At 68.2% G+C, this 17,961-nt stretch carries 20 protein-coding genes; 14 read left to right on the top strand and 6 right to left on the bottom strand.

Going from position 1 to position 17,961, the window contains the following annotated elements:
* The first annotated feature begins 78 nt into the window (after positions 1-78).
* Both C380_RS00270 and C380_RS00265 read left to right on the top strand, forming a co-directional pair.
* Complete coding sequence (locus C380_RS00270) at positions 79-537, top strand: MerR family DNA-binding transcriptional regulator (protein ID WP_015011882.1); 459 nt, start codon at positions 79-81, stop codon at positions 535-537.
* Positions 538-638: 101 nt separating this feature from the next.
* Entirely contained in the window at positions 639-1,070 is a 432-nt protein-coding gene (locus tag C380_RS00265; protein WP_015011881.1) for a PaaI family thioesterase, read from the top strand.
* 18 nt (positions 1,071-1,088) lie between these two features.
* On the opposite strand, the gene C380_RS00260 is transcribed toward C380_RS00265, so the two are convergent.
* Together C380_RS00260 and C380_RS00255 are read right to left on the bottom strand one after the other, a co-directional pair.
* A complete protein-coding gene (locus C380_RS00260; RefSeq protein WP_015011880.1) occupies positions 1,089-2,189 on the bottom strand; it encodes a 3-deoxy-7-phosphoheptulonate synthase in 1,101 nt (366 codons plus the stop codon).
* Positions 2,190-2,205: 16 nt separating this feature from the next.
* Positions 2,206-3,108 carry a LysR family transcriptional regulator gene (locus C380_RS00255; RefSeq protein ID WP_015011879.1) on the bottom strand — a complete coding sequence of 301 codons (903 nt, stop codon included), beginning with the start codon at positions 3,106-3,108 and terminating at the stop codon, positions 2,206-2,208.
* Between the two features lie 179 nt (positions 3,109-3,287).
* On the opposite strand from C380_RS00255, the gene C380_RS00250 reads away from it, so the two are divergent.
* The 6 genes from C380_RS00250 (at position 3,288) to C380_RS00225 (ending at position 10,375) form a co-directional block, all read left to right on the top strand.
* Positions 3,288-3,803 (top strand): TRAP transporter small permease, encoded by a 516-nt coding sequence (locus tag C380_RS00250; RefSeq protein ID WP_015011878.1) that lies wholly within the window; start codon positions 3,288-3,290, stop codon positions 3,801-3,803.
* Positions 3,800-5,122: a TRAP transporter large permease gene (locus C380_RS00245; RefSeq protein ID WP_015011877.1), complete on the top strand. Its 1,323-nt coding sequence runs from the start codon at positions 3,800-3,802 to the stop codon at positions 5,120-5,122. Before C380_RS00250 ends, C380_RS00245 begins: the two co-directional genes overlap by 4 nt.
* A 21-nt stretch (positions 5,123-5,143) precedes the next feature.
* Positions 5,144-6,175 carry a TRAP transporter substrate-binding protein gene (locus C380_RS00240; protein ID WP_015011876.1) on the top strand — a complete coding sequence of 344 codons (1,032 nt, stop codon included), beginning with the start codon at positions 5,144-5,146 and terminating at the stop codon, positions 6,173-6,175.
* A gap of 39 nt (positions 6,176-6,214) precedes the next feature.
* The gene (locus tag C380_RS00235; RefSeq protein ID WP_015011875.1) at positions 6,215-7,864 is read left to right on the top strand and encodes a subtype B tannase; all 1,650 of its coding nucleotides are present in this window, start codon (positions 6,215-6,217) and stop codon (positions 7,862-7,864) included.
* Between the two features lie 53 nt (positions 7,865-7,917).
* Positions 7,918-9,219, top strand: a complete 1,302-nt coding sequence (locus tag C380_RS00230) for a gallate dioxygenase (protein WP_015011874.1) — start codon at positions 7,918-7,920, stop codon at positions 9,217-9,219.
* 61 nt (positions 9,220-9,280) lie between these two features.
* Positions 9,281-10,375 (top strand): porin, encoded by a 1,095-nt coding sequence (locus C380_RS00225; protein WP_015011873.1) that lies wholly within the window; start codon positions 9,281-9,283, stop codon positions 10,373-10,375.
* A 106-nt stretch (positions 10,376-10,481) separates the two neighbouring features.
* On the opposite strand, the gene C380_RS00220 is transcribed toward C380_RS00225, so the two are convergent.
* Entirely contained in the window at positions 10,482-10,997 is a 516-nt protein-coding gene (locus tag C380_RS00220; protein WP_015011872.1) for a C40 family peptidase, read from the bottom strand.
* Positions 10,998-11,127: 130 nt separating this feature from the next.
* Positions 11,128-12,819 (bottom strand): 2-isopropylmalate synthase, encoded by a 1,692-nt coding sequence (gene leuA, locus C380_RS00215; RefSeq protein ID WP_015011871.1) that lies wholly within the window; start codon positions 12,817-12,819, stop codon positions 11,128-11,130.
* A 452-nt stretch (positions 12,820-13,271) separates the two neighbouring features.
* Between leuA and C380_RS00210 the strand changes: the two genes are divergently transcribed.
* From C380_RS00210 to C380_RS00185, 6 genes are all read left to right on the top strand, one after another.
* A complete protein-coding gene (locus tag C380_RS00210; RefSeq protein ID WP_015011870.1) occupies positions 13,272-13,625 on the top strand; it encodes a YciI family protein in 354 nt (117 codons plus the stop codon).
* Positions 13,626-13,796: 171 nt separating this feature from the next.
* Positions 13,797-14,213, top strand: a complete 417-nt coding sequence (locus C380_RS00205; protein WP_015011869.1) for a YciI family protein — start codon at positions 13,797-13,799, stop codon at positions 14,211-14,213.
* 23 nt (positions 14,214-14,236) lie between these two features.
* The gene (locus tag C380_RS00200) at positions 14,237-14,773 is read left to right on the top strand and encodes an SRPBCC family protein (protein ID WP_043565848.1); all 537 of its coding nucleotides are present in this window, start codon (positions 14,237-14,239) and stop codon (positions 14,771-14,773) included.
* Between the two features lie 76 nt (positions 14,774-14,849).
* Positions 14,850-15,257 (top strand): VOC family protein, encoded by a 408-nt coding sequence (locus tag C380_RS00195; protein ID WP_015011867.1) that lies wholly within the window; start codon positions 14,850-14,852, stop codon positions 15,255-15,257.
* A gap of 6 nt (positions 15,258-15,263) precedes the next feature.
* Positions 15,264-16,556, top strand: a complete 1,293-nt coding sequence (locus C380_RS00190) for an RNA polymerase sigma factor (protein ID WP_015011866.1) — start codon at positions 15,264-15,266, stop codon at positions 16,554-16,556.
* 48 nt (positions 16,557-16,604) lie between these two features.
* Positions 16,605-17,132, top strand: a complete 528-nt coding sequence (locus C380_RS00185) for a GFA family protein (RefSeq protein ID WP_015011865.1) — start codon at positions 16,605-16,607, stop codon at positions 17,130-17,132.
* 21 nt (positions 17,133-17,153) lie between these two features.
* Here C380_RS00185 and C380_RS00180 read toward each other — a convergent pair whose 3' ends face one another.
* Both C380_RS00180 and C380_RS00175 read right to left on the bottom strand, forming a co-directional pair.
* Entirely contained in the window at positions 17,154-17,651 is a 498-nt protein-coding gene (locus tag C380_RS00180) for a ribonuclease HI family protein (protein ID WP_015011864.1), read from the bottom strand.
* Positions 17,648-17,911, bottom strand: coding sequence for a DUF3297 family protein (locus C380_RS00175; RefSeq protein WP_015011863.1), 264 nt, complete (start codon positions 17,909-17,911; stop codon positions 17,648-17,650). The genes C380_RS00180 and C380_RS00175 overlap by 4 nt, the downstream gene beginning before the upstream one ends.
* Between the last annotated feature and the right edge of the window lie 50 nt (positions 17,912-17,961).

Raw genomic sequence — 17,961 nt, 5'->3', positions numbered from 1 at the left:
CAAAAAAACACAGTGTTCTAACCTTGCGCAGTCACCCAGGCAACCTTCGCGCAACGCGAGGCTTGCTAACGTGGCCCCATGCAGATTTCCGAACTCGCACAACAGGCCTCGGTGTCCGTCCACGCGCTGCGCCACTACGAGCGGCTGGGCCTCATCCGCCCGGACCGCCGGGCCAACGGCTATCGCGACTACCCGGCCCGCATGCGGCGCGAGGTGGTGTTCATTGCCATGTCGCGGCAGTTGGGCTTCAGCCTGCCGCAGATAGCGCTGCGCCTGGACGAATACCGCGCCGGCACCCTGGGCATTGATGACATGGTGCAGGCCTTGGAGGAGCGTGTGGACGCCATCGACCAGCAGATCGCTGCCCTGCAGTCCCAAAAATCCACGGTGCAGGCGCACCAGGCCTGGTTGCTCAACCCGTTGCGCCAGCAGCCGCAGCGGTCGTCATCTGCGGCGCGGCAAACCCGCTCGGGCACCGCCACAACACCCGCCAGACCCTGGCCGCGTGTGCGCGGACCGGCAGCCCGCAAGCCCTAGCCCACGGGCCCGCACAACCCCCTCACCAGGAGACAACCACCATGACTGTTCCACCGATACCCCAGTCCAGCGATACCGAGTCCCACCCACCCCAAGCCATGATGGAAGCCTTGAAAGGCATGGTGCTGGCCATGCCCATGGCCCGCACACTGGGGCTGCGCTTTGTGCATGCCGAGCCCGGGCGGGTGGAGGTGGAGATACCGGTGAGCGAGGCCTTCAGCTTTCGCCCCGGTCAGTTGCAGGCCACGGCCGTGTTTGCGGTGGCCGACTTTGCGGCGGTGGCCGCGGCAGGCAGTGTGTTGCCGCCCGGCTGGACCAATGCCACGGTGGACACCACCCTGAAAATTGTGGCCCCCGCGCAGGGCGAATGCCTGCGGGCGCGCGGCCGTGTGGTGGATGCGGGGCGCCTGCTCACCGTCTGCGCGGCCGATGTGTGGGCGGTGGATGCCGCGGGGCAGGAGCGGCTGTGCGCCACGCTGCTCGCCACAGCGCGCAACATCGACACCGGCGCCCCACGCCCGCCCCGGGGCTGACCGCTGCTGCGGTGCCCGTCAGGCTTTCTGGCGCCGTGCCCGCACGGCCGCCGCCAGCCCTTCGAGCACTGGCACGGTCTGCGCCATGCTGATGCAGGCATCGGTCACCGACACGCCTTGCGCCAGCGGCTGACCGGGCACGATGTCCTGTCGGCCTTCCTGCAGGTGGCTCTCGATCATCAGGCCGGTGATGCGTGCGTCGCCTGCGGCAATCTGCTGCGCCACTTCTGCCGCCACGGTGATCTGGCGCTGGTGCTGCTTGCTGCTGTTGGCATGGCTCACGTCGATCATCACCTGCTCGCGCAGGCCGGCGGCCTTGAGCACGGCGCAGGTTGCGTCCACATCGGCGGCGCTGTAGTTGGGCTGCTTGCCACCGCGCAGGATCACGTGGCAGTCCTGGTTACCGCGCGTTTCAAAAATCGCGGCCTGGCCCATCTTGGTCATGCCCATGAAGGCGTGCGCGGCGCTGGCCGCCAGGATGGCGTCACTCGCCACCTTCACGCCGCCGTCGGTACCGTTTTTGAAACCCACGGGGCAACTCAACCCGCTGGCCAGCTGGCGGTGGCTCTGGCTCTCGGTGGTGCGCGCGCCGATGGCGCCCCAGCTCACCAGGTCACTGATGAACTGCGGCGAGAGCAGGTCCAAAAATTCGGTGCCCACCGGCAGTCCCAGCGCCAGCACGTCCAGCAGCAGCTGGCGGGCCAGCTCCAGCCCCTCGTTGATGGCAAAGCTGCCGTCCAGGTGCGGGTCGTTGATGTAGCCCTTCCAGCCCACGGTGGTGCGCGGCTTTTCGAAGTAGACGCGCATAACCACCAGCAGGTCCTGCGCCAGCGCGTCGGCTTGTTCCTTCAAGGAGCGCGCGTACTCCATGGCTTGGCCATGGTCGTGGATGGAGCATGGCCCCACCACCACGATGAGCCGGTCGTCCTGCCCGTGCAGCACGCGCGAGATGGCGGCGCGGCTGGTCTCGACCAGGGCCTGAGCGGCCTCGGGCGCGGGCAGCCATTCCTGCAGCAGCGCGGGCGTGATCAGCGGCCGCACGGCCTTGATGCGCGTGTCGTCAATGCGCGTGGTGTCGTGGGTGGAAACAGGGGTGGCGGATCGGTGTGCGTGGGTCATGGTGGCTTCGATTGTCTTAGAACGTGTTGCTCAGGTGGTGCGCCGCGCGGTGCAAATGGGCCATGAAATGGCGCACGGCAGGCTTGAGCGCCGCGTCGGCGCGGGCCAGCGCGCCCAGGCTCAGCCTGAGCGGCCCTTCGGCCACCGCCACCACCTGCAGGTGCTGCACCGCGAACGGGTGCACGGCGATCTGGCGCGGCAGCAGGCCCACGCAGTTGCCGCTGGCGACGATGGACAGCAGGCCCAGCGTGGAGTTGACCAGCGCGCCGGCGGGCGGCGGCGGCAGGCCGTGGGTTTCGAACAGCGTCCTGGCGTAGCCCGAATCCGCGTTGGCGCCCGTGTACACCCAGGGTGCGCGGGCCAGCTCGGCCAGGCTGCGGGCGCGGGCCAGCGGGTTGCCCTTGCGCACAACGATGACCATGTCGATGGGCATCAGCGTCTCCACGGCGAACTCGCCGGGCGGCAGGTGCTCAGGCAGCGGGCCCAGGGCGATGTCCACCTCGCCCTTGCGCAGGCGCGTGAGCTGCGCGATGTACAGCTCCTCGTAGATGCGCAGCTGGATGCCCGGGAACTCGCGCCCGAAGGTGCGCAGCGTCTCGGGCACCAGCAGCATCACGGCCAGCGGCACAGCGCCGATGGTCAGAGAGCCCGTCATGTCCCCGTCGAGCTGGCGGATCTGCTCCACCGCTTGCGCCAGCTCGCGGTCGGCCGCCACGGCGCGCTCGTACAGCGCGCGGCCCTGCGCTGTGGCGGCCACGCCCGTGGTGGAGCGCACCAGCAGCGTGGTGGACAGCTCGCGCTCCAGCTCGCGGATGAGCTTGGTGAGGGCTGGCTGCGAGATGCGCAGCCGCTTGCCCGCCGCGCGCAGGCTGCCTTCTTCCACGGCGGTGATCAGGGCGCGCAGGCTCGTGAGCTTCATGGATAACCATGATAACGGCCGGTTATCGCGCAGGCCAACGCGGCATCTTCCGGCCGTGGGGTCCGGTTTCTAGACTTCGCTGCCATTGACCCAGGTCATCGAATGGCAGCCGCCGAATGCAGCTTGTTTGACGGTGCGCAAAGACCCGGGCGAGTACCGAACCCTAGGAGACAGACACGATGGAAGAACCCCAGGTACCAACGTCGCCCGCCATGCGCAGGCTGGAGCAATGCTGCGACGCGAGCGCGGCCGTCGGCGCGCTGGTGCTCATCGCCGTGGCGCTGATGACCACGGTGAGCGTGGTCGGCCGCGCCTTCTTTTCCCACCCCATCCTGGGCGACGTGGAGCTGGTGCAGCTGGGCTGCGCGGTGGTCGTCACCTCGTTCCTGCCGTACACGCAGTTCCGGCGCGCGAACATCATCGTGGACTTCTTCACCACCGGCGCCAGCGCCGCCGCGCAGCGCCGCATGGACGCGCTGGGCGTGCTGCTCTACACCGCCGTGCTGGCGCTCGTCACGTGGCGCGTGGCCGTGGGCGGCATCGACATTTACGCGGCGGGCGAGCGCTCCATGCTCATGGACCTGCCGCTGTGGATTCCCTACCTGCTGATGCTGCCCGGCCTGGCGCTGTGCGTGGCCATCGGCGCCGTGCAAGGCGCGGCCCTGCTGCGCGGTGATAGAGAGGTGACGGCATGACCACGATGCAGATCGGTCTGGCGATGTTCGTCGGCATGCTCGCGCTGATGGCCGTGCGCGTGCCCATCGCCATCGCCATGTTCGTGCCCGGCGCCGTGGGCTACGTGTGCCTGTCGGGCTGGATGCCGCTCTTGGCGCAGCTCAAGAACTCGGTGTACGGCCGCGTGTCGGTATACGACCTGTCGGTGATCCCGCTGTTCATGCTCATGGGCGCCATGGCCGTGCAGGGCGGGCTGTCCAAGGCGCTGTTCGACTTCGCCAACGCGCTGCTGGGGCGCTTCCGTGGCGGCATGGCGATGGCGGGTGTGCTGGCCTGCGCGGCGTTCGGCTCCATCTCGGGCTCCACGGTGGCCACCACCGCCACCATCGCGCAGGTGGCCTATCCGCAGATGCGGCGCATCGGCTACTCGGGGCGGCTGGCCACGGCGGCGCTGGCCACCGGCGGCACCATGGGCGTGCTGCTGCCGCCCTCGGTCACGCTCATGGTCTATGCCATCCTGACCGAGCAGAACATCACCAAGATGTTCCTGGCCGCCTACGTGCCCGCGCTCATCGCGGCGGTGGGCTACATCCTGGCGATCGCCGTCATCGTGCGCATCCACCCCGACCAGGCCCCGGCGGCGCAGCGCGCGTCGGGCGCCGAGGTGCTGGCCTCGGCCCTGCGGGTGTGGCCCATCGTCGCCATCTTCGCGGTGGTGTTCGGCGGCATCTACGGCGGGCTGTTCACCGCCACCGAGGGCGCGGCCATCGGCAACGTGCTCACCGGCATCATCACCCTGGCGCGGCGTCAGATGGACCGCGAGAAGTTCGTGGCCGCCGTGCGCACCACGGCGCAGACCAGCGGGATGATCTTCCTGATCTTCATCGGCGCCGACATGATCAACGGCGCGCTGGCCCTGTCGCAGCTGCCCACGCAACTGGCCGAGCTGGTGGGGCACCTGAGCATTCCGCCGCTGCTGGTGATGGCGGGCGTGATGCTGTTCTACGTGGCCCTGGGCTGCGTGATGGACGAGATGAGCATGATCCTGCTCACCGTGCCCACGCTGTTCCCCGTCATCATGGGCATGGACTTCTTCGGCCTGCCCGCCGCCGACAAGGCGCTGTGGTTCGGCATCCTGATCCTGACCGTGTGCGAGGTCGGGATGATCTTCCCGCCCGTGGGCCTGAACGTCTACATCATGAACGGCCTGGCGCGCGACGTGCCCATGGTCGAGACCTACAAGGGCGTGGTGCCCTTCCTCATCACCGACGCGATGCGGCTCGCGCTGCTCATCGCCTTCCCCGCCACCGCGCTGTGGCTGGTGCACCGGCTCACCTGATTCTTTACCGGAGACAACCCCATGAAAACGCTTCGCCATGCCCTGGCCGCCTTCGGCCTGTCCGCCGCCTTCGCGCTGCCCGCGCAAGCACAGCAAGAAGTCACGCTGAAAGTGCACTTCTTCCTGCCGCCCACGTCGTTCGCGAACACGCTGTTCATCCAGCCCTGGTGCGACAAGGTCGCCAAGGAGTCGAACCAGCGCATGAAGTGCCAGCTCTACCCGTCGATGCAGCTCGGCGGCACGCCGCCGCAGCTTTTCGACCAGGTGCGCGACGGCGTGGCCGACGTGGTGTGGACGCTGCCCGGCTACACGGCCGGGCGCTTCCCCAGCCTGGAAGCGTTCGAGCTGCCCTTCACCATGAAAAGCCCCGAGGCCACCAGCAAGGCCCTGTGGGACTACACGCAGCTGCACAGCCAGGCCGAGTTCAAGGACGTGCATCCGCTGGCCTTCCACGTCCACGGCCCCGGCGTGTTCCACATGGCGTCCAAGCCCGTGCGCGGCATGGCCGACTTGCGCGGGCTCAAGCTGCGCGCGCCCACGCGCCTGACCAACAAGTTCATCGCCATGCTGGGCGCCACGCCCGTGTCCATGCCCGTGCCGCAGGTGGGCGACGCGCTGTCCAAGGGCGTGATCGACGGCGCCGTGGTGCCTTATGAAGTGGTGCCCTCGGTCAAGCTCGACGAGCTGGCCAAGTACCACTCCGAAACCGACCCCGCCGAGGCCGCGTTCTACACGTCCACCTTCGTCTTCGCCATGAACAAGGCCAAGTACGAATCGCTGCCCGCCGACCTGAAAAAGGTCATCGACGCCAATTCCGGCCGCGACCTCTCGGGCCGCATCGGCAAAGCCTTCGTGCAGGCCGACGCCGAGGGCAACAAGCTCACCGCCAAAAACGCCCACAACGTGATCCCCGCCAGGGAACTGGCCGCCTGGAAAAAGCTGGGCGACAAGCTCGCGGCCGACTGGGTGAAGGACACCACCGCCAAGGGCCTGGACGGCGCGCAGCTGCTCAAGGACGCGCGCGACCTGATCGCCAAGTACCAGGCGCAGTGAGTTTTTGCTGACGACACACACCACGACAAGGAGACACCCATGCAACCCCGATTCAAACGCCACGCCCTCGCCGCTGCGCTGCTGTCCGCTGCGGGCCTGATGGCCGCCTGCGGCGGCTCGTCCGCCACGCCCGACGCGGAAGACACCGCGCTGAAATTCGACGCCAGCGCCTACACCACCGTCAACGTCACCGTGGACGGCGCGGCCATGAAGGTGCGCCAGTACCGCGTGGTCTACGTCGCCAAGCCCGTCAAGATGGCGCTCACCCAGCAGACCCTGATGGGCACCGCCACCACGATTGCCGATCCCTACGTCTACCAGACCATGGTCGTCTCGGTGCCAGAGGCCCAGGCCAGCGACCAGAAGGCGGCGCTGTACGTGGCCGTCAACAACGGCGGCTGGTTTGCCAGCGCGGTTTCCACCACCATCACCGAAGGCAAGGCGTTCGCCAGCACCAACGACACCGACAACATCGGCGCGGCGCTCAAGGCGGGCTACGTGGTGGTCAACGTGGGCACGCGCAGCCGGGGCATCGTGGCCGAGGACGGCAGTTGGGCGGGCAAGGCGCCTGCGCCGGTGGTGGACACCAAGGCCGCCATCCGCTACCTGCGCCTGAACGACAGCCTGATGCCCGGCTCGGCCGAGCGCATCGTGCTCAACGGCACCAGCGGCGGCGGCGGGCTGACGGCGGCGGTGGCGGCCAGCGGCAACAGCGCGGACTACCTGCCGTACCTGGCCGACATCGGCGCGGCGGGCATCGACGGCGCGGGCGCATCCACCCTCAAGGACGACGTGTTCGCCGCCGTGGCCTACTGCCCCATCAACAACCTGGGCAACGCCGACGCGGGCTACGAGTGGGAATACGGTGCCGTGCGCAGCGACGCCAACACCCCCGCCCTGGGCGGCGTGGCCTACAGCGCGGGCGCGCAGAAAGCGGCCTCGGCCGAGATCGCCGCCACCTTCCCCGCCTACCTCGACGGCCTGGGCCTGGGCGTGACCAGCAGCACCCTGGCGGCAGCCGTCACCGCGCAGTTGAAGGAAGAGATCGAGCGCCAGATCGCCAAGGGCACGGCCGTGCCGCAACTGGGCGGGAGCTTTACCACCGCGCGCGCGACGCTGCCCAACGACTGGCTGACCCTGACCGGCACGGGCACCAGCGCCAAGGTGGCGAACATCGACTACGGCAAGTTCGTGGCCTACGTGGCGGCCAACCAGCAGCTCAAGTCGGTGGTGGCCTTCGACGCCGTGGGCGTCACGGGCAACCCCAACATCAGCGGCGAGACCAACCTGTTCGGCTCCGCCGCCAACCGCTACGCCAACTTCACCGCCTGGAGCTGGAACCACAACACCGTCGCGGGCGACGCCTCGGGCCAGGACGACACCGGCCAGGACTGGGCCGCCTACACCGCCAGCAGCTCCAACACGCTGGCCCGGCAGATCAAGCTGATCAACCCCATCGCCTACCTGAATACCAGCGCCGACGCCGCGCCCTACTGGTACGTGCGCCACGGCATGGTGGACCGCGACACGGCCTTTGCCATGCAGGAGACGCTGTACCAGGCGATCAAAAAAGACCCGTCCGTCAAGGACGTGAGCTTCAAGCTGCCCTACCTCGTGGGCCACAGCGGCAACTACGACGTGCAGGAAGCCTTCGCCTGGATCAAGGCCAAGCTCGACGCCAACCCCTGACCTTCATACCTTCATACCTTCATACCTTCATACCTTCATACCTTCATACCTTCATGGCCACCATCATCGGCGGCATCGCCGCCTCGCACACGCCCACCATCGGCTTCGCCTACGACCGCGACAAGCGCGGCGACCCGGTGTGGGCGCCCATCTTCGAAGCCTTCGACCCCGTGCGCCGTTGGGTGGACGAGCGCCAGCCCGACGTGCTGCTGTTCATCTACAACGACCACGTCACCTCGTTCTTCTTCGACCACTACTCGGCCTTCACGCTGGGCGTGGGCCCGCACTGGGCCGTGGCCGACGAAGGCGCGGGCGCGCGCGACCTGCCCGGCGTGCAGGGCCACCCGGAATTCGCCGCACACCTGGGGCGCAGCCTGATGGCGGATGAGTTCGACATGTCGTTCTTCCAGGACCGGGCGCTGGACCACGGCTGCTTCTCGCCCCTGTCCATGCTGTGCGCCAGCGACGCGGCCACCGGCTGGCCCGTGCGCCTGGTGCCGCTGCAAGTGGGCGTGCTGCAGTTCCCCATTCCCACGGCGCGGCGCTGCTACCGGCTGGGCCAGGCGCTGCGCCGCGCCATCGAGAGCTACCCCGAGCCGCTCAAGGTCGGCATCGTCGCCACGGGCGGCCTGTCGCACCAGGTCCACGGCGAGCGCGCGGGCTTCAACAACACCGCGTGGGACCAGCAGTTCCTGGACCTGTTCGAGAACGACCCCGAGCGCCTGGCGAATATGACGCATGCCGAGTTCGCCGAGTTGGGCGGCGTGGAAGGCGCCGAGGTCATCATGTGGCTGGTGATGCGCGGCGCGCTGTCGTCGCAGGTGCGCTGCCTGCACCGCAGCTACTACCTGCCGTCCATGACCGGCATCGCCACCGCCGTGTACGAGAACCTGGCGGGCGAGCCCCCGGCGGCGGAACTGGCGCGCCACGCCGCGCACGTGAACGTGCAGCTGGCCGGCGCTGAGCGCCTGGCGGGCAGCTACCCCTTCACGCTGGAGCGCAGCGTCAAGGCGTACCGGCTCAACCAGTTCCTGTACGGCCTGATCGACCCCGCGCGCCGCGCCGCCTTCCTGGCCGACGAAGAGGCCGCCTACGAGCGCGCCAGCCTGCCCGAGGAAGAGCGCGCCATGGTCCGCGCGCGCGACTGGCGCGCGCTCATCCGCTACGGCGTGATCTTCTTCATGCTCGAAAAGCTGGGCGCGGTCGTGGGCGTGTCCAACCTGCACATCTACGCCGCCATGCGCGGCGAAACGCTGGAAGCCTTCCAGCGCACGCGCAACGCGCCGGGCGCCCTGTACTCGGTGGCGGGCAAGGACGCTCGCCCGCTCGCCTGGGACGTACCCGCCAGCACCTGACAACCACCGCGACAAACCCCCCTCGCTTTCCCCACCCTTTCCCACAACCCAAGGAGACAACATGAAGAAACTCAAGCCCCTGGCCCTCGCGGCCCTCGCCACGGCCGCCCTGTCGGCCCAGGCGCAGTCCAGCGTGACCCTGTACGGCGTCGTCGATGCCGCCGTCGAACACCTCAGCGGCAGCGGCGCCAGCGTCACCCGCATGCCCGGCCTGACCGGCGGCCAGGCCCCGTCGCGCCTGGGCTTTCGCGGCAGCGAAGACCTGGGCGGCGGCCTGCGCGCCATCTTCACGCTGGAGCAAGGCTTCGGCGTGGACAACGGCAGCCTCAACCAGGGCGGCCGCGCCTTCGGCCGCCAGGCCTTCGTGGGGCTGACCGCGCCCTGGGGCACCGTGAGCCTGGGGCGCCAATACTCCATGCTGTTCTGGTCCCAGCTCGACGCCGACATCCTCGGCCCGGCCATGTTCGGCTCGGGCTCGCTCGACAGCTATTTGCCCAACGCACGCGTGGACAACGCAATCGCCTACCGGGGCACGTTCAACGGCTTCACCGTGGGCGCCACCTACAGCTTCGGCCGCGACGCGGTCAACGCGGGTCCCAGCCCCTCAGGCACCAACTGCGCGGGCGAAAGCGGCACCGACAGCAAGGCGTGCCGCCAGTGGTCGCTGCTGGCCAAGTACGACACCGCCGCCTGGGGCGTGTCGGCGGCCGTGGACGAGATCCGCGGCGGCGCGGGCGCCTTCGCAGGCCTGACGGACAGCAGCCTGACCGACCGCCGCTCCACCGTCGCGGGCTGGGCCAAGTGGGGTGATCTGAAGGTCGGCGCGGGCCTGATCGCGCGCCGCAACCAGGCCAGCGCCGCCACGCCGCGCAGCAACCTGTGGTACGTGGGGGCGGCCTACCCCATCACCCCGCAGTTCGTGCTGGATGGCGAGGTCTTTCAGCTCGACTACAAGAACAGCGCCAACCAGGCGACCCTGTTCGCGCTGCGCGGCACCTACCACCTGTCCAAGCGCACGGCGGTGTACGCCACGGCGGGCCACATCTCCAACGACGGCACGCTGGCGCTGTCGGTCAGCAACGCGGCGGCGGGCGGCACGCCCGCGGCAGGCGGCTCGCAGACCGGCATTGGCGTGGGCATCCGCCACACGTTCTGATCCGGGTCCGGTTTTTTTGCAGACACGCCCTGCCAAGGGCCGCCGCCTGGTGGGGACTGCCGCCCGCTGTTTCCAGCACGGGGCGTGGCCTGCTTTTTTGCTTTGATCAGGGCCGCCGGAACGACGCGCCCTGCCGCGCCCAGTGGCGCGACTGCAGGCTGTCCATGCGCACCGTGCCGCCCGTGGACGGCGCATGCACAAACCGCCCTTCGCCCACATAGATGCCCGCATGGCTGGGCTGGCGGCCCGTGCCAAACACCACCAGGTCGCCCGCGCGCAGCTCGCTGCCGTTGATGGGATAGCCCCAGGTATTGAGCTGCGCCACCGTGCGCGGCGGTGGTGTGCCCACCTGGTTGCGGTACACGTAGCCGATCAGCCCGCTGCAATCAAAACCCGAGTCGGGAGTATTGCCACCGTAGCGGTACGGCGTGCCCACCAGGCCCAGCGCGTGGATGGCGATGTCGTGCGCCTGCTCGGGGGTGAGCGGTGGCGTGGTGCGGGAAGGGGCCGAGGCCGATGGAGGGAAAGAAGGGGACGGAGGCCGCGACGTGCCGCAACCGGCCAGCACCAGCAGGGCGGCAGTGCAGACGGCGGCAAGGCCCAGGGGGTGAAAAGAGCGCATGGGCCGAAGGGTAACGGATAGGGCGGCGCGCAGCACCCTACCCCACCGGCCGCCAGGGGATATTGGCCCCAAGTGCCGCCAGCGCTTGTCCTTCAAGCGCCAGCAGCTATCGTTTTGATACCGCAGCCGCTTATGCCACCGCCACGGCTTGGGCCGCCATGCGCCGTGCCATCAGCCGGTTGGCCACGCTCACGATGGCGTTCACCGAGGCGGTCACGATGTTGTGGCTGGCGCCTGCGCCAAAGGTGGAGCCCGCCACGCCGTCCATGGCCGCTTCCACAATTGCCAGCGCCTGGGCGTTGGCGCCCGTGCCGGTGGCGCGTTCTTCGTAGTGGTCTACGCGCAGTGGCAGGCCGAGCGCGTCCACCGTCGCGGCAATCGGCCCGTTGCCCTGGCCGCGCAGGGTATGGCGCGTGCCGTCGATGGTCACGTCCAGCTCGATGCCCTGCCCTTCTTCATCGATGCGGTGGCTGTGGCAGGTGATGGCGGCCTGTACTGTGGCGTGTACGGGTGCCTGCAGGTAAGTGGCCTGGAACAGGCTCCACAACGCATCGCCCGTCATCTCGCTTTCGCTCGCGTCCGTCTGGCGCTGCACCACGGCGCTGAACTCCACCTGCATGCGGCGCGGCATCACCACGCCGTGTTCGCGTTCGAGCAAGAACGCGATGCCGCCCTTGCCCGACTGGCTGTTCACCCGGATCACGCTGTCATACGTGCGGCCGAGGTCGGCCGGGTCGATGGGCAGGTAGGGCACTTCCCACAAGGCGTTCGGGTCTTGCGCAGCAAAGCCCTTCTTGATCGCGTCCTGGTGCGAGCCCGAGAACGCGGTGAACACCAGGTCGCCCGCATACGGGTGGCGTGGATGCACGGGCAGCGAGGTGCATTCTTCGGCAATGCGCGCGACCGAGGTGATGTCCGAGAAGTCAAGGTTCGGGTGCACGCCCTGCGTGTACATGTTGAGCGCCAAGGTCACGATGTCCACGTTGCCGCAGCGCTCACCGTTGCCAAAGAGGCAGCCTTCCACACGGTCGGCACCGGCCATCATGGCCAACTCGGCCGCCGCCACGCCTGTGCCCCGGTCGTTGTGCGGGTGCACCGACAAGACGATGTGCTCGCGTGGCGACAAGTGGCGATCCATCCACTCGATCTGGTCGGCAAACACGTTGGGCGTAGCGTTTTCCACCGTGGTGGGCAGGTTGATGATGATGGGGCGGCCAGGGCCTGCGCCCCAGGTGGCGATGGCGGTCTGACAAGCCTTGAGCGACACGCTGAGCTCGGTGGCACTGAAGGTTTCTGGCGAGTACTGCAGGGTCCACTGCGTTTCGGGCTGGGCGTCGGTGAGCTGCTTGAGGTAGCCCACGTGGTGGCTGATGAGCTGCATCACCTGCGTCACGTTCATGCCGAACACGATGCGCCGCCAGGCGGGCGCGGTGGCGTTGTACAGGTGCACGATGGCGCGGGGTGCGCCCTTCACGGCTTCTACCGTGCGGGCAATCAGGTCCTCGCGCGACTGGGTCATGACCATGATGGTCACGTCGTCGGGGATCAGGTTCTCGTCGATGAGGCGGCGCACAAAGTCAAAGTCGATTTGCGACGCGGCCGGAAAGCCGACCTCGATCTCCTTGAAGCCGATGCGCACCAGCTCGTGAAAGAGCTTCATCTTGCGCTCGCCGTTCATGGGCTCGAACAAGGCCTGGTTGCCGTCGCGCAGGTCGGTGGAGAGCCACACGGGGGCGCGGGTGATGCTGCGGGTGGGCCATTGGCGGTCGGCGAGCGCAATGGGGGCGATGGGCTGGTACTTGGTGGCGGGCTTGGCAATCATGAGAGGCTCCACGAACGGTGTGTGCGGTGTGCAAAACAAGCAGCACGGTGCACGGGTCAATCGGAATCGAAAGAAATCAAAACGAATGACATCCCCTGCAGCCCTTTGCGTATGCAAAGGCTGGTTCGCGGGCCGGGGTCAGGGGGAGATCAGGTGTTGCGCTGAGCGAATCAGGCAACGAGGGAGGCGAACGCAGGCAGACCCCGGCCAGGCACTAGACCTAGCGATAGGGTGGATAGAAGCATGCTGCGTTGCATAGGGGGTCGAAGATAGCACAGCGCTGCCGCCGCGCGCAACCCTTTGCATGAAATCTGCCTATGGCGCTGGTCGAACACGCCCTATTAGCTATTGAAAACATAGCAAACAGGGCTGTTAGCATGGCGCCCTTGCAGTCCCCACCGATGGCGCAGTCCGTGCGGGTGGGCACGACCGGCCCCGATTCAGGAGACCCCATGCCTTACCTGTTGCTCATCATGGAACCCCACGGCCAGCGTGCCGAGCGGGGCCTGGCCGGTGGTCAGGAGGCCTATGCCCGCATGCAGCGTTATGGGGCAGGATTGCAGGCCCGTGGCCTGTTGCGCGCCAGCGAGTCACTGGCCTCGACCGAACAGGCCGTGAGGCTGCAGGTGCGCGATGGGCAGACCCGCCTGACCGACGGGCCGTTTGCCGAGACCAAGGAAATGGTGGGCGGCTTCTTTCTCATCGACTGCGCCACGCGCGAAGAAGCCGTTGCCATCGCCCGCGAATGCCCAGCCGCCGAGTGGGCCACGGTAGAGGTGCGCGAGCTGGCGCCCTGCTACCAGTAGGCGAGCAAGCGCAGTCCCGGCGCAGCGGCACCCCAGCAGCAGACCGCAAAAAATTTTCCGGAATTTTCCGGATCGCTGTCGAAAACGCGGGGCCCCGTTCGTCGTACAGAGGAAGGCCATGCATTGCGCTGTGGCCCGACCTTGTATCCACGACTTCTGGAGGACTTTCCCATGCGCTTCATGATCATCATCCAGGCCACCACCGAATCCGAACAAGGCTGCATGCCAACCGCAGCCCTGATGACCGCGATGGCCCGCTACCACGAAGAACTGGCGCGCGCCGGCGTGCTGCTGGACGCCAGCGGCCTGCAGCCTTCCGCCAAAGGCTGGCGCGTGGGCTACAGCGCCAGCGGCACCCGCACCGTCACCGACGGCCCCTTCACCGAGACCAAGGAGCTGATCGCGGGCTACACACTCATCCAGGTGCGCAGCCGCGACGAGGCGCTGGAATGGACCCGCCGCTTTCCCAATCCGCGCGGCGAGGGCCTGGAGGCCGAGATCGAGGTGCGACAGCTCTACGAAATGGAAGACTTTGCCGGCGTGGATGGCGTCGAGCAGTTCCGCGACCTCGAAACCCTGCGCGGCTGATGCGCGGCGTGAAGGACATCCCCATGGTCAAAACCATCGTCCTCGTGTTGCTGGCGGCCCTGGCGCTGCTGCTGGCGTTTGCCGCCACCCGCCCCGACACCTTTCGCGTGGAACGCAGCCGCGTCATTTCGGCCCCGCCCGAGCGCGTATTCGGCCTCATCCACGACCTGCGCCAGTTCAACACCTGGAACCCGTATGAACGCAAGGACCCGGCCATCCAGGGCCAGTACAGCGCCGCCACCCGCGGCCCTGGCGCACGCTACGCCTGGCAGAGCGACAAGGTGGGCGTGGGCAGCATGGAGATCGTCGAGGCCACTGCGCCCCGCCGCGTGGGCATGAAGCTCGACTTTGTGAAGCCCTTTGAAGCGCACAACCAGGTGGAATTCACCCTTCAGCCCGAAGGTGCAGGGGCCACGCGCGTGACCTGGGCCATGCAGGGCCCCGTGCCCTACCTGGCCAAGATCGCCCACCTGGTGTTCAACATGGACCGCATGGTGGGGCAGGACTTTGAGGAGGGCCTGGCCAACCTGCAGGCCGTGGCGCAGAAGCCCGCCCCATGAAGGCGCGCCACCGCCCCTTCACCTTTGCCAAACCCATCGTTTCCCTTTACCGTCATCACCCTTCTGGAGAGTCGTCATGCATGCACAGATTTTCGTGAACCTGCCCATCGACAACATGGCCCGCTCGCAGGCGTTCTTCCGCGCCCTGGGCTACGAGTTCAACCCCCAGTTCACCAACGACCAGGGCGCCTGCCTGGTGGTGGGCGAGAACCTCTTCGTGATGCTGCTCGTCAAGAGCTTCTACCAAACCTTCACCGACAAAACGATTGCCGACGCACGCACCACGTCGGAGGTGCTGGTGTGCTTCTCGTGCAGCAGCCGGGAAGAGGTCGATGCCCTGGTGGACAAGGCCGTGGCCGCAGGCGCCACCACGCCGCGCCCGGCACAGGACCTGGGCTTCATGTACTCGCGCAGCTTTGACGACCTGGACGGCCACACCTGGGAGTTTGTGCACATGGTGGACGCCAGCCAAGCCCTGGGCTGACGGCCGGTGAGCGCGCCCGCCCTGCCCGACCGCGATGCCCTGCACCGCAGCATTGACTCGGTGTGGCGCATCGAGGCCGCGCGCATCATCGCCTGCGTGGCGCGTATGACGCGCGACGTGGGCCGGGCCGAGGAGCTGGCGCAAGACGCTTTGGTGGCCGCGCTGGAGCACTGGCCCCAAGATGGCCTGCCCGCCAACCCCGCCGCCTGGCTCATGACCACCGCCAAGCGTCGTGCCATCGACCACCTGCGCCAGCAGGCCCTGCACCAGCGAGAGCACGAGGCACTGGGCCACGACCTCGAAGCGCTCGAGGCGCAGTACGCGCCCGATGTGGTGGACACCCTCATGCACGCCGAGCAGGACGACATCGGCGACGACCTGCTGCGCCTCATCTTCACCGCCTGCCACCCCGTGCTGCCCACCGAGGCCCGTGTGGCCCTCACCTTGCGGCTGCTGGGCGGTCTCACCACGGCCGAAATCGCGCGCGCCTTTCTGGTGCCCGAGCCCACCGTGGCCCAGCGCATCGTGCGTGCCAAGCGCAGCCTCACGGCCGCGCAGGTGCCGTTTGAAGTGCCCGGCGCGGCCGAGCGCGCGCCGCGCCTGGCCTCGGTGCTGGAGGTGATCTACCTCATCTTCAACGAAGGCTATGCCGCCACGGCGGGTGACGACTGGATGCGCCCCGCGCTGTGCGGCGAGGCCCAGCGCCTGGCGCGGGTGCTGGCCAGCCTGGCGCCCGACGAGCCCGAGGTGCAAGGCCTGGTAGCCCTGCTCGAAATCCAGGCCTCGCGCCTGCCCGCACGCACCGATGCACAGGGCCAGCCCGTGCTGCTCATGGACCAGGACCGCGCGCGCTGGGACCACCTCCTGGTGCGCCGGGGTCTGGCCGCGCTGGACAAGGCCGAGCAGTTGGCACGCGCTGGCAAGCCCTGGGGACCCTACGCCCTGCAGGGCGCCATTGCCGCCTGCCACGCACGCGCCCGGCAGGCGCAAGACACGGACTGGCCCCACATCGTGGCGCTGTACGACGCACTGCTGCAGGTGGCGCCCTCGCCCGTCGTAGCGCTCAACCGCGCCGTGGCCGTGGGCATGGCCGAGGGGCCGGAGGCCGCGCTGGCGCTGGTCGATGCCCTGGCCAGCGACCCCCTGCTGCGCCACTACCACTGGCTGCCCAGCGTGCGCGGGGACCTGCTGGCGAAGCTGGGCCGAGGAGATGAAGCGCGGGCCGAGTTCGAGCGCGCAGCCAGCCTCACCCGCAACGCGCAGGAAAAGGCGCTGCTGCTGGCCCGCGCCTGCGGCTGAAGGCCGTTGTTGCGCGCACCCTCACCCCGCTGCAAGGACACCCCCCTCATGCCCCACCCTGCCCCTGAATACCCGCTGGAAGGCGGCTGCACCTGTCGCCATGTGCGCTACCGCCTGCTCACGCCCCCGCTGTTTGTGCACTGCTGCCACTGCCGCTGGTGCCAGCGCGAAAGCGGCGCGGCCTTTGCGCTGAACGCGATGATCGAGGCCGACCGCGTGGAATTGCTCGCAGGCACCCCGGCGATGGTGCACACCCCGTCAGAAAGCGGCCTGGGCCAGCAGATTGCACGCTGCCCGCACTGCCAGGTGGCGGTCTGGAGCCACTACGCAGGTGCGGGCCCCGTGATGGCCTTTGTGCGCGTGGGCACGCTGGATGCGCCGAACCACCTGCCGCCCGACATCCACATCTTCACGGCCTCCAAACAGCCCTGGGTGGTGCTGCCGCCAGGGACACCCGCCGTGGAGGAATATTACGAACGCGAAGGGTTGTGGCCTGCGCAAAGCACCGCCCGTCGCCAGGCGCTGCTGCCGCGCATACAGGCCTATCGGGTGGCTGCAGGGCTCGACCCGGCCTGATGGCGCGTGCCGGGGGCGGGCTCAGCGCCTGCGGCGCTTTTTGAGCGTCTGCCCCTGTGGCGTGGCGGCCTTGGGCGCCAGCCCCAGGGCGGCGCGGGCCAGCGTATCGGCTGCACCGTTGCGGTGGCGGGGAATCCACTGGACCTGGGCTTGCGGGAACTGCCGCAGTGCCTCGCGTGCTTCGTCAAACAGCGTCGCCAGCCGCGTGATCGGTGCCGTGGGATGGCTGCCCAACTGCTCCACCAGCACGCTGTTGTCGCTGAACACGTGCACTTGGGTTGATGTGGCAATGCCCTGCTGCGCCAGCCACTGCAGCGCCAACATCAGCGCGCGCAACTCGGCCTCGTTGTTGCAGCCGGTGAAGGTGGTGGCTTCGGAGATCTGGTGCTGCACGGTGCCGTCGGGGCCCGTCAGCACCGCGCCCAGGCCCATGCGCCCGGGGTTGGGCCAAGCACTGCCATCGCAGTGGATCACCCAGGCACCAGGAGCGAGCGGCGCGGCCGCCCGTACAGCGGTCACTTGTAGAACGCTTCGACCGTGCCCTTGATCTTGATGAGCAGCGGCTGGCCCTTGCGGTCCACCGTCTTGCCGGCGGGCACCTTCACCCAGCCTTCGCTGATGCAGTATTCCTCCACATCAAAACGCTCCTTGCCGTTCAGGCGGATGCCGATGTCGTGCTCGAACACGGCGGCCACATGGTGCGGGCTGCGGGGGTTGACCGACAGGTGGTCGGGCAGGGGCGGCAGGGCGGGGGTGTTGGGGGTGGTGGCTTCGGTCATAGAGGTCTCAGCGAGAAAGGAAAAAACGCAAAGCGCGGATTCTCCGGCAT

Origin of the sequence: Acidovorax sp. KKS102, assembly GCF_000302535.1 — a bacterium.
Taxonomy (GTDB): Bacteria; Pseudomonadota; Gammaproteobacteria; order Burkholderiales; family Burkholderiaceae_C; genus Acidovorax.
This window is presented reverse-complemented; position numbering and strand designations above follow the sequence as displayed.